24 protein-coding genes are annotated in these 14,013 nt (G+C 52.7%); 19 read left to right on the top strand and 5 right to left on the bottom strand.

Going from position 1 to position 14,013, the window contains the following annotated elements; translation table 11 throughout:
* Window positions 1-336: cupredoxin domain-containing protein (locus B2T33_RS02245; protein ID WP_422664296.1), on the bottom strand; the 336-nt coding region annotated here is incomplete at its 3' end.
* Between the two features lie 124 nt (window positions 337-460).
* On the bottom strand, window positions 461-781 hold the full coding sequence (locus tag B2T33_RS02250) for a hypothetical protein (protein ID WP_286791047.1): 321 nt from the start codon (window positions 779-781) through the stop codon (window positions 461-463).
* A gap of 391 nt (window positions 782-1,172) precedes the next feature.
* Between B2T33_RS02250 and B2T33_RS02255 the strand changes: the two genes are divergently transcribed.
* From B2T33_RS02255 to B2T33_RS02320, 14 genes are all read left to right on the top strand, one after another.
* The gene (locus B2T33_RS02255; RefSeq protein WP_063089330.1) at window positions 1,173-1,502 is read left to right on the top strand and encodes a hypothetical protein; all 330 of its coding nucleotides are present in this window, start codon (window positions 1,173-1,175) and stop codon (window positions 1,500-1,502) included.
* Between the two features lie 365 nt (window positions 1,503-1,867).
* Window positions 1,868-2,809 carry a WD40/YVTN/BNR-like repeat-containing protein gene (locus tag B2T33_RS02260; protein WP_196871078.1) on the top strand — a complete coding sequence of 314 codons (942 nt, stop codon included), beginning with the start codon at window positions 1,868-1,870 and terminating at the stop codon, window positions 2,807-2,809.
* Between the two features lie 14 nt (window positions 2,810-2,823).
* Entirely contained in the window at window positions 2,824-3,312 is a 489-nt protein-coding gene (locus B2T33_RS02265) for a DUF411 domain-containing protein (RefSeq protein ID WP_196871077.1), read from the top strand.
* Window positions 3,305-3,463, top strand: coding sequence for a hypothetical protein (locus B2T33_RS02270; protein WP_022733241.1), 159 nt, complete (start codon window positions 3,305-3,307; stop codon window positions 3,461-3,463). Before B2T33_RS02265 ends, B2T33_RS02270 begins: the two co-directional genes overlap by 8 nt.
* Window positions 3,460-3,945 carry a c-type cytochrome gene (locus tag B2T33_RS02275; protein WP_063089329.1) on the top strand — a complete coding sequence of 162 codons (486 nt, stop codon included), beginning with the start codon at window positions 3,460-3,462 and terminating at the stop codon, window positions 3,943-3,945. The genes B2T33_RS02270 and B2T33_RS02275 overlap by 4 nt, the downstream gene beginning before the upstream one ends.
* Window positions 3,942-4,547, top strand: a complete 606-nt coding sequence (locus B2T33_RS02280) for a DsbE family thiol:disulfide interchange protein (RefSeq protein ID WP_063093935.1) — start codon at window positions 3,942-3,944, stop codon at window positions 4,545-4,547. Before B2T33_RS02275 ends, B2T33_RS02280 begins: the two co-directional genes overlap by 4 nt.
* Window positions 4,544-5,146 carry a TlpA family protein disulfide reductase gene (locus tag B2T33_RS02285; protein WP_258548607.1) on the top strand — a complete coding sequence of 201 codons (603 nt, stop codon included), beginning with the start codon at window positions 4,544-4,546 and terminating at the stop codon, window positions 5,144-5,146. The genes B2T33_RS02280 and B2T33_RS02285 overlap by 4 nt, the downstream gene beginning before the upstream one ends.
* A gap of 13 nt (window positions 5,147-5,159) precedes the next feature.
* Window positions 5,160-5,576, top strand: coding sequence for a hypothetical protein (locus tag B2T33_RS02290; protein WP_197467363.1), 417 nt, complete (start codon window positions 5,160-5,162; stop codon window positions 5,574-5,576).
* A complete protein-coding gene (locus tag B2T33_RS02295; protein ID WP_062959163.1) occupies window positions 5,569-5,829 on the top strand; it encodes a hypothetical protein in 261 nt (86 codons plus the stop codon). The genes B2T33_RS02290 and B2T33_RS02295 overlap by 8 nt, the downstream gene beginning before the upstream one ends.
* Window positions 5,830-6,065: 236 nt before the next feature.
* Window positions 6,066-6,542, top strand: a complete 477-nt coding sequence (locus tag B2T33_RS02300) for an SCO family protein (RefSeq protein WP_232308421.1) — start codon at window positions 6,066-6,068, stop codon at window positions 6,540-6,542.
* Window positions 6,539-6,988, top strand: coding sequence for a copper chaperone PCu(A)C (locus B2T33_RS02305; RefSeq protein WP_062959161.1), 450 nt, complete (start codon window positions 6,539-6,541; stop codon window positions 6,986-6,988). The genes B2T33_RS02300 and B2T33_RS02305 overlap by 4 nt, the downstream gene beginning before the upstream one ends.
* Window positions 6,985-7,575: a hypothetical protein gene (locus B2T33_RS02310; RefSeq protein WP_062959160.1), complete on the top strand. Its 591-nt coding sequence runs from the start codon at window positions 6,985-6,987 to the stop codon at window positions 7,573-7,575. Before B2T33_RS02305 ends, B2T33_RS02310 begins: the two co-directional genes overlap by 4 nt.
* A 142-nt stretch (window positions 7,576-7,717) precedes the next feature.
* Window positions 7,718-8,458: a cytochrome c biogenesis CcdA family protein gene (locus tag B2T33_RS02315; RefSeq protein WP_062959159.1), complete on the top strand. Its 741-nt coding sequence runs from the start codon at window positions 7,718-7,720 to the stop codon at window positions 8,456-8,458.
* Window positions 8,459-8,543: 85 nt separating this feature from the next.
* The gene (locus B2T33_RS02320; protein ID WP_062959158.1) at window positions 8,544-8,735 is read left to right on the top strand and encodes a hypothetical protein; all 192 of its coding nucleotides are present in this window, start codon (window positions 8,544-8,546) and stop codon (window positions 8,733-8,735) included.
* Window positions 8,736-8,799: 64 nt separating this feature from the next.
* Here the strand turns inward: B2T33_RS02320 and B2T33_RS02325 are convergent, their stop codons facing one another.
* A complete protein-coding gene (locus B2T33_RS02325; RefSeq protein ID WP_062959157.1) occupies window positions 8,800-9,216 on the bottom strand; it encodes a MerR family transcriptional regulator in 417 nt (138 codons plus the stop codon).
* Window positions 9,217-9,291: 75 nt separating this feature from the next.
* Here B2T33_RS02325 and B2T33_RS02330 point away from each other — a divergent pair, with 75 nt between their 5' ends.
* The 5 genes from B2T33_RS02330 to B2T33_RS02350 are packed head-to-tail and all read left to right on the top strand — an operon-like array spanning window position 9,292 to window position 12,425.
* Window positions 9,292-9,681 carry a mercuric transporter MerT family protein gene (locus B2T33_RS02330; protein ID WP_062959156.1) on the top strand — a complete coding sequence of 130 codons (390 nt, stop codon included), beginning with the start codon at window positions 9,292-9,294 and terminating at the stop codon, window positions 9,679-9,681.
* Between the two features lie 11 nt (window positions 9,682-9,692).
* Window positions 9,693-10,022 carry a heavy-metal-associated domain-containing protein gene (locus B2T33_RS02335; protein ID WP_062959155.1) on the top strand — a complete coding sequence of 110 codons (330 nt, stop codon included), beginning with the start codon at window positions 9,693-9,695 and terminating at the stop codon, window positions 10,020-10,022.
* A 3-nt stretch (window positions 10,023-10,025) separates the two neighbouring features.
* Window positions 10,026-10,301 carry a mercury resistance system transport protein MerF gene (merF, locus tag B2T33_RS02340; RefSeq protein WP_101270210.1) on the top strand — a complete coding sequence of 92 codons (276 nt, stop codon included), beginning with the start codon at window positions 10,026-10,028 and terminating at the stop codon, window positions 10,299-10,301.
* The gene (gene merA / locus B2T33_RS02345; RefSeq protein WP_101270212.1) at window positions 10,294-11,721 is read left to right on the top strand and encodes a mercury(II) reductase; all 1,428 of its coding nucleotides are present in this window, start codon (window positions 10,294-10,296) and stop codon (window positions 11,719-11,721) included. Before merF ends, merA begins: the two co-directional genes overlap by 8 nt.
* Window positions 11,722-11,753: 32 nt before the next feature.
* Window positions 11,754-12,425, top strand: a complete 672-nt coding sequence (locus B2T33_RS02350; protein WP_231886908.1) for a cytochrome c biogenesis protein CcdA — start codon at window positions 11,754-11,756, stop codon at window positions 12,423-12,425.
* 160 nt (window positions 12,426-12,585) lie between these two features.
* On the opposite strand, the gene B2T33_RS02355 is transcribed toward B2T33_RS02350, so the two are convergent.
* Together B2T33_RS02355 and B2T33_RS02360 are read right to left on the bottom strand one after the other, a co-directional pair.
* Complete coding sequence (locus B2T33_RS02355; protein WP_063093914.1) at window positions 12,586-12,969, bottom strand: hypothetical protein; 384 nt, start codon at window positions 12,967-12,969, stop codon at window positions 12,586-12,588.
* 7 nt (window positions 12,970-12,976) lie between these two features.
* The coding region (locus B2T33_RS02360) for a hypothetical protein (RefSeq protein WP_286791048.1) at window positions 12,977-14,013 on the bottom strand (1,037 nt) is incomplete at its 5' end.

Consider the following 14,013-nt stretch of genomic DNA (forward strand, 5'->3'; position numbering starts at 1 on the left):
CATCATCATCATTTCTTTTTGATGATCCGCGTGCATTGCTGCCGTGCCGATGTTGAATTCGTGAACGAACTCACCCTTATTTTCGATCAGGAAGCGAACGGTTTCGCCGCCACGAACAACGATCTTTTCCTTGTCATAGAAGTTGTCTTCCATCGAAATCTGGATTGTTCGGCGGACATCAGAGATATCGCCAGGCGCACCGATTTCGACGCCATCATTATGACCGCCACTATGACCTGCACCAGCAAATGCAGAAGTTTGGATACCAGCAAGGCTACCCATTGCAAGGGCAGAAACAACAGCTAGGCGAAGTACAGAAGTAGTGTATTTGGGCATGAAAATGCTCCCGAGATAATTCAGTATAAAGGATCTCGTTACGCAAACCTTGCACAGAGTCATAGATCGGACTCATAGTGATAGATTACGTTACGAATGCTGTTTAGATAAGGAACTGAATATCTTAGGCGCGGGGAGGTTTGACGCTGACATCAAGCTCTGCAGGCGAGAGCGTTCTGTCTTTTGCCCAGTACTTTACAGACAACAAAACAGGTGCAGCGTTCCAGTTACCAGACATTTGCTGCACATAGGGACCACAAACAGCCATGCCACAAATATCGTTGTGCGATGGATCCTGTGTGTGAGAACTACTGTCAGCCATGACGGAGACAACACTGTGATGGCCACTGTTAATATCAGCGGCTTTGGCATGCACGGCCTCAGCGCCAGACAGCATTACTGTCAACGCGATAACAACCGAAAGTATGCACGAGATGATCCGCAAAAGGAGAATCCTATCACAATGTTGCAGCGCAATGGTTATCTTGATGTATCAATGCGGTCAAGTGGCAATATTGTGGCAAAGACAGACTATTTCACGAATTTACATCTGCTGCTTGAGCCATCAGCAAGGTGAAAACAATAGATTACTGCATTCGTCGCCATGAAATCACGTTATGCGCTACAGATGAACAACCTGTTGTGCTGAGTTATTCACTAATCTGCGGGTATGACTTGCTAACAATCAATTTATAGATGAAGCACAATCAAATCCTATTAAATGCTGCGTAACCCAACAATTCTCCTAGTCTCTGGATATGGGCACAGAGGTGCAGCAATAGGATTTACTGTAGTTCGATATAGACAGCATCGCATCCTTGGGATAGAAGTAAACCATGCTCAATCGCATCAGGTTTTTGACCATACTTTTGATAGCTGCTTTTGCCGTCGGGACAAGTTTCCAGACGGTCAATGCTGCTGTTATGGAGGTCGGGATGCCGATGGCGGAATTGGCAATGGACAATTGTCAGGATTGTTCTGGCAGCGGCGACATCATGCCGGACTGCGATATTGCGTGCCCTCAGGTATCAACTATCGCAATTTCGCCTGTACAAGTTGCAATACCTGCACTCGCCTCAGTCGAGCATTTCGGGCCGACAGGCAGCCTTACCGGCCGCTCAAACTCTCCCGATCCATTCCCTCCCAGAACCAACACTCTGAACTGATATCTCCTTAATCCGTTTTGGTTTGAGGATATCAGTGTCATGGGGCATCACCGCGATTTCTCATGACATGCTTCGTGCCCGCAATTTTTGTTGTGGGCCTTACAGCTTCTTCAGACAAGGTTGGAAATCATGTTTTCCGATCTACAGGTGCCAAAATGTCGGCTTTGGTCGGTATTTCTTGGCGCAGTCGCGACATGCACCAAAGCATAGCTTCAGCTTCACTCAACGAGCAGGCGGCAATCCGCCCCGGCCTTGAGCGTCCCGCTTTTACTGGTGCCCGGCCTCTGAAGATCAAACCTTATAGGATCATTGTGAGCGGGATTCGGATTACGTTCTGATGCTCCAACTCCTTGAGAAACTTGCATATGAAAAGAAATACCATAGTCGCGGGCTCTGTTTCCAGACGTGCGCTGCTTCGCGGTCTCGTGACATGTGCTGGCCTCTACCTGTTGCCAGCAACAACCCTTGCCGCGGTTAGTGAAAGCTCAAACAGTGCAATTGCTTTTGATAGCAATGCGCTGATTATTGCACGCGGGTCATTGCTTCTGTATCGCGATAGGGATCGAAACTGGATAACATTGCCGGAGATGTCGGCAGGTTCCATTCTCACACTTGCAACACATCCGGAACGGCCGGGCCGAGTTATTGGTGGTCTGGATACCGGCAGGATTGTTCTGTCTGTAGATGGCGGGAAAAGTTGGGACGTACGTGGGCAAGGACTGCCAAAAGCGGCAGTCACTGCCATCACAACTGCGGCGACAAACCCAGATACCATATATGCCGCCATTCGCGGTGACGGCTTATGGCAGAGCGATGATGCTGGTCAGTCATGGGTGTTTGTCATGGACCGGCCATGGTTAGCGAATGCCGAGCGAGATCTGACAGCACTGTCTTCAGTCGATCTGGCAACCGGAATGGGTGGGATCTGGCTATATGCCGGAACCGATACCGGTGTAACGCGTGTGCCGGATTGTTTCTGCCGTTGGCAGGATGTTCAGCCGGGCGATGCCATGGATGCTCTTGCGTCCGGAAAGCAGGCAACTCCCAAAGTACCCTTACCTGAGGGTGAACCTGTGAGTGCGCTGGTCAGTGCGGTATCGCGACCGGCCACACTTTATGCCGGATTGCCATCCGGAATTTGGCAATCGCAGGATGCGGGTGTCACCTGGTTAAAGCGTTCAGAAGTTATCGCAACAGCACTCGCGGTTCATCCGCTACGCGCTGATGATCTCGTAATTGTGAATAACGACGGGGTTTTACAAAGCCCAGACGGTGGCAGGACGTGGACCGCCATTGCGAACATATGATGATGGAGAAACAGATGAGAAAATTAGTGATTGTGACAGGTGTTGCGATTCTGGCTGTTGCCGGAAGTGCTGCATTTACAATGTTTGCTCCGGGAAAAGGAGAGGCGCAAACGAACGTGACAGTAGCTGGTGAGAGAAGCAAATCGATCACAATCTATCGGGACCCGAACTGCGGATGCTGTGATGCCTATGGCGAATATCTTGAGACCAATGGATATCAGGTTACCCGTGTCGATGATCGCGATTTCGACAAGCGATCCGTTGCCGCCGGTGTCCCGGAGCAAGGGCTGGGCTGCCATTTGGCCGAGATTGACGGATATGTCGTAAGCGGGCTGGTTCCCGCCGAGATCATTGAACGGATGCTTGATGAACGCCCGGATATAACGGGTATCACGCTGCCCGGCATGCCACCAAATGCGCCGGGCATGGCACGTGAAAAAACCGGGACGCTGAAAACCTATGCGTTCGGAGAGGACGGCATTGCCGTTTACGCCAATGAATGAGTGTTTTGGACAGATGATGGATGGTTCGATGATGGGTGGCCCGATGATGATGCTGATGATGGCAGGAGGCGGTCTTGTGTTTCTTCTGATCCTTGCGATCCTGATCATGAGCGTTCTCGCGTTGTTTAAATATCTTCGGGGCGGGAAATGAGTGCGGTATCGCCCGGATCAATGGTCACCGGATTAATGGCTGGCGTCGGCATGGCTTTGTTGTTCGGCGTGATGGATGCCAGCGCGAAGCCCGAGAATCTGACTTTTCTCGAAAAGCCGCTCACTCCGGAACAGATAGCACTGGGCAAGGATGACTATGTTGAATTTTGCGCATCGTGTCATGGCTCAAATCTTGAGGGGCAGAAAAACTGGAAGCGCCGCCTTGACACCGGGCGGATGCCCGCGCCGCCACACGATGCCAGTGGCCACACATGGCGCCATAGCGATCAGGAACTGTTTGCGATCACCAAGTTCGGGGTTGGCGCTGTCGTGCCGGGGTATGAGAGCGATATGCCTGCATTTGAGGATGTGCTGAGTGATGAGGAGATCATCGCGGTACTCGGTTATATCAAGAGTGTCTGGTCGGACGAAGAACGCGAATTCCAGCACAATCTCAATCTTAAAGACGGGAGGGCGAGATGATTGCAGTCCCCAAAGAACATCGCCCGCAGAAACGGTTCAACCGGCTGATCTATTTCTTACCGCTTGGCATAGCATTGATATTGGGTGTGGCCCTAGCGAAGGGATTAACTCTTGATCCCAACACACTCCCCTCTGCCCTGTTGGGTAGACAGGTCCCGGAATTTGACCTTCCACCGGTAAAAGGTCGAACACAAGGTTTGTCGAGTACAGATATCAGAGGTGAGGTGTCGCTGGTCAATGTTTTTGCCTCCTGGTGTGTTGCGTGTCGCGAAGAGCATCCCGTGTTTATGAAACTGGCTCGCGACGGCACCGTCCCACTGCATGGCCTGAACTATAAGGATCAACCTGACGACGCTGCAGAATGGCTCGATAGTCTTGGTGATCCCTATACGAGAACCGGCGCGGATATTAATGGACGTGTGGCGATCGACTGGGGCGTCTATGGCGTCCCCGAGACCTTCGTTGTCGATGCGAAAGGGAACATTGCATACAAGCATGTCGGGCCGGTGACGGAAAAAGTGATGGCCGAGACCATTCTGCCAAGGGTCGAAAAATTGCGTAATGAGGCCTCAGGTGCCGGAACTGCGGAGGCACCTCGATGAAGAGCCTCTTGGTGTATATGAACCTGAAAGTGGGGTTTGCCGCTGGCATCATACTGGTGGTTGTTACCACATTGACCATAGTTTCGTTACGCAACGAGAAGAATGTCACCGATCAGGCAGCGGACAATGTAAGGCAGAGTCAACAGCGCTCGTTTGTCATGCATGATGCTCCCCGGCCTCTTCCCGAGTTCGGGTTCGAAAACGTCGAAGGTCAACCCATGACATTGAGTGATTTCGAGGGAACGGTCGTCTTGCTGAATGTCTGGGCTACTTGGTGTGTTCCATGCCGGGAGGAAATGCCGACTCTGGATGCCCTGCAGGCCGAACTCGGCAGTTCGGAGTTCAAAGTCGTTGCCTTGTCGATCGACCGGGCCGGAGTGGATGTCGTGCAGGATTTCTATACCGAAATCGGCATCCGGAATCTGGACCTCTTCATCGATCCAACCATGAAAACCACGACGGCTCTGGGCATCCCCGGTTTACCGACGACGCTTCTGATTGACAGGAACGGCCGCGAGCTTGGTCGACTTGTCGGACCGACCGAATGGGCGACAGCAGAGATGATAGATTTTCTTAAATCCCACATCTACACCGATTGAGGAAGGAACTCCTATGACCGAGATACAACAAGCCAAATCCGGTAATACCTCGCTTGGGCATGACGTGGTTCATGCCGTTCGATATTACCTGAAGGGACGTCGCGGTGTATTTGTGCTGGCTGGAACTGCCCTTGTCGCTGGGCTTGCATTTAACTGGAGCTGGCTGGTTGCCGCCGGTATCGCGCCATTGCTCGTCTCCGTTCTGCCGTGCGTGGCGATGTGTGCGCTGGGTTTGTGCATGAACAAAAAGGCCTGTTCATCGCAAAAGAGCGCCAGCGATATCGCCCCTTCATCCGATGAAACCCCGAAAAACAGTCTTCCCGGCAACGAGGCCGGAAGGTCCCCGGCTGCATCAGGCGCAAATATAGCGTCTGTAACACCCCAGTCGGGACATGAGTCCACAACCGAAAGGAATGTTAGAGATGCGTAAATCAATCAAACTCACCGCGTTTGCCACAATGATGGTCGCGGGACTGGCGACAACAGCCCTATATGCCCAGGAAGCCCAAACTCCGGACAAGCAATCCCCGATGATGGAGCATGATGGCAATTCAGGCATGGGGGATATGCAGGGCATGATGGGTATGATGAAGATGATGAGCCAGATGGGGCCGATGATGGAGCAGTGTACTGAAATGATGGCTGCTATGACCGATCACATGCCGCAGCCTTCCGACAAATAACATCGTGACATGACACCCGCCCGGGACAAATACCCGGGCGGGATTTTCCACGGGATCGTTTCATGACATCGCATAATTTCAACCGGTTACGTTTCGTCCGTTCTATATTATGGGGGATGGTTGTTCTTGCTGCCCTACTCTTTGGCGGCGCATATATCTTTCAGGCTTCCGACCACAAGCAGATGTCGTCGGGGGCCGAAGGGACGGGAGAAGCCGCAATTCACTCCGATTTTTCCTTGACCGATCATCAGGGAAACCGTGTAACCGAAGCAAGCTTCCCGGGGCGTTGGCAACTTGTCTTTTTCGGCTTCACACACTGCCCTGATGTTTGTCCGACCACACTGGCCTATATGGCAGATGCGCTTGACCGAATGGGGCCTGAAGCAGACCGCGTGGCACCGTTATTCATTACTATTGATCCGGTACGCGATACGCCTGACGTCATGGCGGAATATGTCGGGGCCTTTCATCCGGCCCTGATCGGGTTGACCGGCAGCGAAAAGGATGTTGCCGCAGCCGCCGAAGCCTTCCGGGTCTATTCCGAAAAGCTGGACGACGATACCGCACCGGACGGCTATTTGATGGCCCATTCCGGGCATATATATCTGATGGCACCGGATGGCCGTTACCAGACTGTCTTTCGGGAAGGAGACCAGTCGGCAGAAGACATGGCAATCCGGGTTCTTGCGATCATGAACGGGAATACAATATGAAAAGAACCGCCATCGCCCTCGTTATGACCTTGCTGACAGCACTACCGGTTTCTGCCGAGAGCCTTGTCGAAATATCTGACGCCTGGGCACGTGCCACGATCCTGACATCCCGTCCGGGGGTGGCATATCTTACGATCACAAGTGCTGCGGCCGACCGCCTTCTGGAAATCACCACACCTGTGGCAGACCATGTGATGATACATGATGTCGTCAAGGTCGATGATGTTCGCCGGATGCGACATGTCATGGCTCTGGATGTTCCCGCCAACCGCCCGGTCACTCTGGCGCCGGGGGCAATGCATCTCATGTTGGCGGGATTGCATGAAAAACTCCGTGAAGGACAGAAGTTTCCCATGACATTGCGCTTTGAAAACGCAGGCGAGATTAGCATTGACGTCGCCATTCTTGGCATAGCTGCCGCCGGGCCGCAGGGGGAAACAGAATGATCCGGTGGTTGTTTTTGATCCTGGCGTTGACGGCCTCACCTGCTTTTGCGAATCATCCCGGTGAAGACCTTGACGAGGTGATGGCGGATAAAGAGCCATATTTTGAGGTGACAAACACCGGAAAGGTTCCAGAGATAGAACTTTTCAACCAAAATCAAGGTCGCTTTAATTTGAGCGACCTTGATGATCAGATACTTATTTTAAGTTTTGTGCCAAGGGATTGTGGTGCAGCCTGTGCAGAACAGCAAACCCTACTGGCGTCCTCTCAGGCGAGGCTGAATATTAGCCCGATGCGGGAAATGGTCACGTTCATTACCGTTCATTCCGAAGATTTTTCAGATACTCCTTCTTGGGATCTGGTGAACTGGCGGCCTGTTATGCCGTCTTCGGATATCAGTGCTGTAACTGTTGCCGATAAATTCGCCAAATTGAGCCAGCGTGACGGGTCTGCACCGATGATTCATATTATCGATCGGAATACCCGCCATGCCGGTATTTTTCACGGCACGAGTTTCAATCAGATGAATCTGATCCTTTACGTGAACGGATTGACAAACGCTGCCCACCCCCCCAAAGCCGCCTGTTGAAAAGGGGTGGCTGGATCAGTTGACAGACTGGTTCTCAAAAGTAGGAAAAGAGCCCTGAACAAAGATAGGCTTAGCACTGTTTGGTTAGCTGACCTTCCTGTTCTCTGAATACTTGGTTCCTGATTTTACGGAATACAGATTAATGCCTGAACTTTCCAATATCGGCATAATAAGCGCGTTCGCCGCAGGCCTCATCTCGTTTCTCTCGCCATGCGTGCTGCCTCTGGTTCCCGGATATATCTCCTATATCGCGGGTGGTGCCTCTCTTTCGACCAGAACGGAGGCAATCCGAGTTGGTCGATTGTCATCTCTTGGTTTCAGCCTGTGTTTCGTTTTGGGCTTCACCACGGTTTTCGTCCTTCTGGGGGCCAGTGCAACAGCACTTGGTCAGTTCCTGCTCGGATACCGGTTCGAGATGAATCTGATTGGTGGCGGCATTGTCATTCTGTTCGGGCTGTTCATGCTGGGAACGCTCCGTCCGGCGTGGATGATGCGGGAAGCGCGCTTTCATCTTGATCTGCCTGGTGGGCGTGTGGTTTCGGCATATACTCTTGGACTTGCTTTTGCGTTCGGCTGGACGCCGTGTATCGGTCCTGTTCTCGGCGCCATTCTGACCGTCAGCGCCGCGTCGGCAACGGTCAGCGATGGTATTGCATTGCTGACCATATATTCCGTGGGGCTAGGTGTGCCGTTTCTCCTGGCGGCACTGTTCACCGAGAGCCTGTCTGCCAGATTGAAATCCATAGGGCGTTTCGGGCGGTTCCTTCGTGCCGCGGCGGCCTTGATCATGATTGTCATGGGCGTGGCCATGGTGACCGGTTATATGTCCGCCTTTGCGTTCTGGCTGCTGGAAACATTTCCTGTTCTGTCGTCTATCGGCTGATCCCGCCTGTCCGGAAGAATTCTGTTGACCTTCCTTTTGCTGGATAGCGTAGCCTTTAACCTCGATATGAAGGAGGTGCAGAATAATGTCTTCCGAAACCGACCCATTGGAGCATGTCATTTTACATGCTTTCAGATATGCCTGCTGGCAGGAAAGGCTTGATATTGCCGAATTCATGCTGGCAGCACTTGAAAAACTTGATCAGGAGCATACGGACTATGTCTCCGAGGATCGTCCGTTGATGGATGCGTACCGCGATTTGACGTCTAGCCTGTAACATCGCAAGAATTGATATCTTGCTTCTTTCACTTCCGGCATTGCCGACATCAAATGCTGTTGTCCTAAGTGCATGACAGTGCCTCCAGCACAGGACATTCCGGTACGTCTTCTCCCGAACATCGTGCAGCCGTCTCCGCCAAGAGCTGTTCGATCCGTTTCAGGTCGGCGATTTTTACGCGCACGTCAGCAAGATGGCTTTCCGTACGCTGTTTGACCTCCGAGCAAGTTTGCAGCTCACCATCCATGAGATCAAGCAATCCCCGGATATCTTCAATCGAAAACCCCAGTTCGCGGGCGCGCAGAATGAACCGCAACCGGGAAACATGTGCTTCATCATACAGCCTGTAACCCGCTTTGCTGCGTGGCGGATCGGGCATCATGCCGGTCTTTTCATAATAGCGGATGGTTTCAGGGTGACAGCCCGTCACCTTCGCCAGTTCGGCACGTTTCAATAGCCTCCCGGAATTGTGATCGTCCATAAGGTCAAAACCCTCTTGAGCCTGTAGCAACTACAGACTGTAGCTTGGATCAGGAACGAGCTTGAGGCAAATCACATGAACGATATCAAACCGGACCCTTTATCGCCCGATGACGGGAAACAGGCAAAAAGAGGTCTGCTTGCGGCTGGCGGTGTGACCGGGGCCATTCTTGCATCGGCCTGCTGTGTCGCACCACTCCTGCTTCTGATGCTGGGTGTATCCGGGGCCTGGATCGGCAATCTGACGGCCCTTGAACCTTACAAACCCCTCTTCGCGACGGTGGCACTGATATTCATCGGGCTGGGGTTCTGGCAGGTCTATTTCAAGACAAAACCGGCGTGCGACGAAGGATCTTACTGCGCCCGCCCCGAATCCGCCCTGATCACCAAATCCGTCCTGTGGTTCTCAACCGTGCTGGTGGGGCTGGCCCTGACAATCAACTGGTGGGCATCGCTATTCTATTAGGAGAAATCGACATGAAACGAACAGACATTATCGTGGCTGGGGCATTTGCTCTGGGACTGGCTGCCATGCATCCGGGAGGTCTTCTTCCGACTGCGGCACAAGCAGCCAGTGCCACATCGCAGGCTGAACAAACAACCGTTTTCGACATCGAAAACATGACCTGTGCCCTGTGTCCGGTAACGGTTAAAACCGCAATGGAAGCTGTCACCGGCGTAGCGGCAGTCGAGATCAATTTCGATGCCAAAACCGCAACGGTCATCTTCGATCCATCCGTTGCCAGTGGTGAAACCATTGGGACCGCTTCGACAAATGCCGGTTATCCGGCCAGGGCGCGGGATTAGACATTGCACCACAACACCATTTTCAAAACCGGGGTCACCGGAACAATTGTTACCGCGATCTGCTGTTTTACGCCCATCCTCGTTGTCACGTTCGGGGCCTTCGGCCTCTCGGCATGGCTGGGCTGGATCGACTATGTCCTCATACCCGGATTGATCCTGTTCATCGCCTTGGTGCTTTACGGCTATCGGCAACGCAACCGGGCACGCATCTGCTGCAGCACCGATACGCAACCGGTCCCACACAAACCAGCCTCCCGGAAAGGGGAACGACATGAATGATTGCTGCACGCCCCGCAAACAGGGTCAGGAATATGATCTTGCTGTCATCGGCGCGGGCTCGGCCGGTTTTTCGGCGGCGATTACGGCCGCTGAACAGGGCGCAAGGGTCGCACTTATCGGCAAGGGGATGATTGGCGGCACATGCGTCAATGTCGGGTGCGTGCCCTCTAAAACCATGATCCGGGCCGCAGAGGCCGTGCATGGTGCCGGGGCGGCAGCGCGGTTTCCCGGCCTTGCCGGCAACGCCCATGTTGCCAACTGGCGGTCGCTGATCAAAGCCAAGGATGAACTGGTTTCCGGTTTGCGTCAGAAGAAATATATCGATCTGCTGCCCGAATATGATGGCATCAATTATCTCGAAGGGGATGTTGTATTTAATGACAGCGGTCTTCTGCTTGACGGCAAAAAGCTTGTTGCAAGAAAGACAATCATTGCAACCGGCACATCCCCGTCATTTCCCGATATTCCGGGCATTGAGAATGTCCCTTGTCTGACCAGCACAACGGCACTTGAACTTGATCAGCAGCCACAATCACTTCTCGTGATTGGCGGGGGATATATCGGTTGTGAACTGGCTCAGATGTTTGCACGGCTCGGCAGCTCGGTTACGCTGGTGACACGGTCACGGCTTCTTCCCGAAGCAGAACCGGAAATTACTGCATCGCTCACTCAGGAGTTAAGGAATGAAGGGGTATCCGTTCGCACGGGCCTCACCTATGAGCGGGTTGAACGGAAGAATGATAAAACGGAACTGACCATTAACGTTGATGGCCAGGCTGAGGTTCTTTCTGCTGAACATATCCTGGTAACGACGGGCCGTAAGCCGAATACAAACGGATTAGGACTCGAAACGGCCGGAATTGAAGTAAATTCGAATGGCGGAATTGTTGTGGACGCTTATATGCGGACAACGCGTCCCGATGTATATGCCGCGGGCGATGTGACCGGACGCGACCAGTTCGTTTATATGGCAGCTTACGGAGCCAAACTTGCGGCACTAAATGCCTATAACCATGACGAACGGACATATGACAACACAACGATGCCTTGGATTGTCTTCACCGATCCACAAGTTGCAGGAGTAGGTCTCTCCGAGGTTCAGGCACAGAAACGGGGCTTTGTGGTCAAGACATCTGTCGTACCGCTTGATCAGGTGCCCAGATCACTTGCCGCCCGTGATACACGCGGTTTGATAAAACTCATTGCAGATGAAGCAACTGACCGCTTGCTGGGCGCTCAGATACTGGCACCCGAGGGCTGTGACAGCATTCAGACAATGGTCATCGCCTTACGTTTCGGCATGACTGCAAAAGAACTTGGTGACACGATCTTTCCGTATCTGACGACCGTCGAGGGACTGAAACTTGCCGCCCAGGGTTTTGGCAAGGATGTTGCCAAACTGTCTTGCTGTGCCGGGTGATGCCATGTGGCGATAATGAGGAATTTGCAATCGTGACACCGGACCTGTTCAATCTGACCGGTCTTGCTTTTGGGCTGGGTTTGCTGGGGTTTATCGAACCCTGCACGATTGGCGCACACATGCTGTTTCTGAACAGCCAGTGCGACCGTCCAATGCGTAGGCGGATCGGAGCCTTGTCAGCATTCATGCTCGCACGCCTGTTGGTCATGGGCGGTTTCGGTGGTGTGACCGTGATGTTGGGACAACGCATGATCGGAGTTCAGACCAACGTATGGCTGGTGTTCGGGGGGATCTATATGGTCATCGGGATTGTCTTCCTGTCCGGTGCAGGCAGACGGTTGCTTCAGCGTATCCGCATAGCACCGGATGGTTGGCGGGTTACGCGCAACCCGTGGGTTCAGGGCATTGCGTTCGGCCTGAACATTCCAGCCTGTGCCGCACCGATCTTGTTTGGCCTGATGGGAGCGGCAACTGCAACAGGTTCCGCCGCGATGGGGTTCGTCCTGATGACCGTCTTTGCTCTGTCGCTATCACTTCCATTGGTGCCGTTTTCTGTCGTGCCGCGATTTGCCTCGTTTCTGGTCGGGCTTACCGACTGGATGCGCGCGCGCCGCTGGTTGACCGGCTTTGTTTTCATCGCCCTTGGCCTATGGTCAATCTGGTTCGGGCTGTTTGTCAATCTGGCAGACTGGGCAGAGGCATGAACTTGGGGAGGCGCCTCTCTGCTGATCTGCGGAAGTGATCTGTCGTAAGTGGGATGATTTATGGAAGATGGGAGACATGTGCATTAGGAGAGGCTTGGCGTAGACACCACGATTGATGTAAAAGGCTTGTTAAGAGTCTTCCTGTGTCGTGGAAGGCCCATTACGTATCAGAACCTTCTGCTTGTGTCATACGTACTGCCTGGCGAATTCTTGAAGCCGTTTGTCGTTCCATCTCGCGCATTTGAAGCAGCATTGCTGCCATCAGGTCTCTCGCCGTCCCGGTTTCCTGTTTTAATTTGGCGATTTCCTGACGCAGACTCATGATCTCATTTTGTTTTGATGATTTTGCTGTTGCCTCAAATGATTTCAGTCTCTCAAGCACTTTGGGATATTTGTACAGTGTTGTCCGGCTATGCCCGGCTTCGCGCGCAACCATACTTTTGTTGATTTTGGGTGTATTGCTGGAATTGGCTTTCAGAGCATGACGCGCGAGGAGCCGATCAATCGCCATCATGAATGCGGCTTCAACAGATGTGGGTGACATGGTTTCATTACCCGGGATTGTTGTTTTCTGCAGCTGCAGCTTCGGTGGTTTCAAGCTTGTTTAGCACCATAATACATTGTTCGAGGCGTTGTTTGCAGAGTTGTGCGAGAGCAAAGTCATCATTGGTTGTTGCCGTTTTCAGATCATCTTGCAATTTGGCCCGGCGGTCTTTCCAGAAGGGCAAATGAGTCTCGTCAAGGACAAGGTTTTGACATTCCCAACATAAATCCGGGCGTGCGGCCGACCATAGCGGCGCACTGATCACCCATCGGGCAGAGCAACCGATGGTACAATTCCCGGTTCCCTGTCGAAACAGGCAGGTTCCGAGGGATGTCTTTCCCCAGCGAATATCATGTGCCCGTATACCCGAGGTACGAACCAGTTCTTCAATATCGCGTGGGCGGTCATCTTCGGGACGGTTGTCCAGAGATTTTCCGAGTTGATTCGCAGTCTCTTTCAGTTTTCCACTGAGGGCCCCCGAGACGTTTTTTCTGCCGGCAATCATTTCGCCAATGAGAGAGACCGTTGACTGAACCGCAGCATCATCAAGGATCTGTTTCAGTTCTGGATCCGCATTTATATATCCCTGTTCCGTCATCGCCATACTGATGTGTTTGAAATGCTCCCGAAGCACCGGGAGCATGCAGCTGTCGCTTCGGATGACATATTGGGCGAAGGATTTGCGCCATTGATGAGAGGTCACAGTCCAATCCTTTACACCGCTTCTGACAAAGAACCTTCTCTGGCAGCGATTGACCCAACTTAAAGTATGGGCTTTCACATCTTTGGTCAGGCTTTTTGTTCGGCTAAAACCGACAATCAGTTCGTTGATGTTTCTTCGAGTGCGCCAGGGGGCGTACAACCTTTCGATGACAGATATTGCCTTGACCGGAACAGGAAGGTGATCACTCCCAACCGGGCGCAGTCCGGTGACCCAGGTGACCGGGCGAGGCGTTTTCGTCGTCTTGTAGATATGACCGGAAAGGTAAAATATCTCATGAAGACCGCTGGCCGACGGTTCAATTTTTATGCAATCGGGCAAGG

The organism is Thalassospira sp. UBA4513, from assembly GCF_002388495.1.
Classification (GTDB): Bacteria; Pseudomonadota; Alphaproteobacteria; order Rhodospirillales; family Thalassospiraceae; genus Thalassospira; species Thalassospira tepidiphila.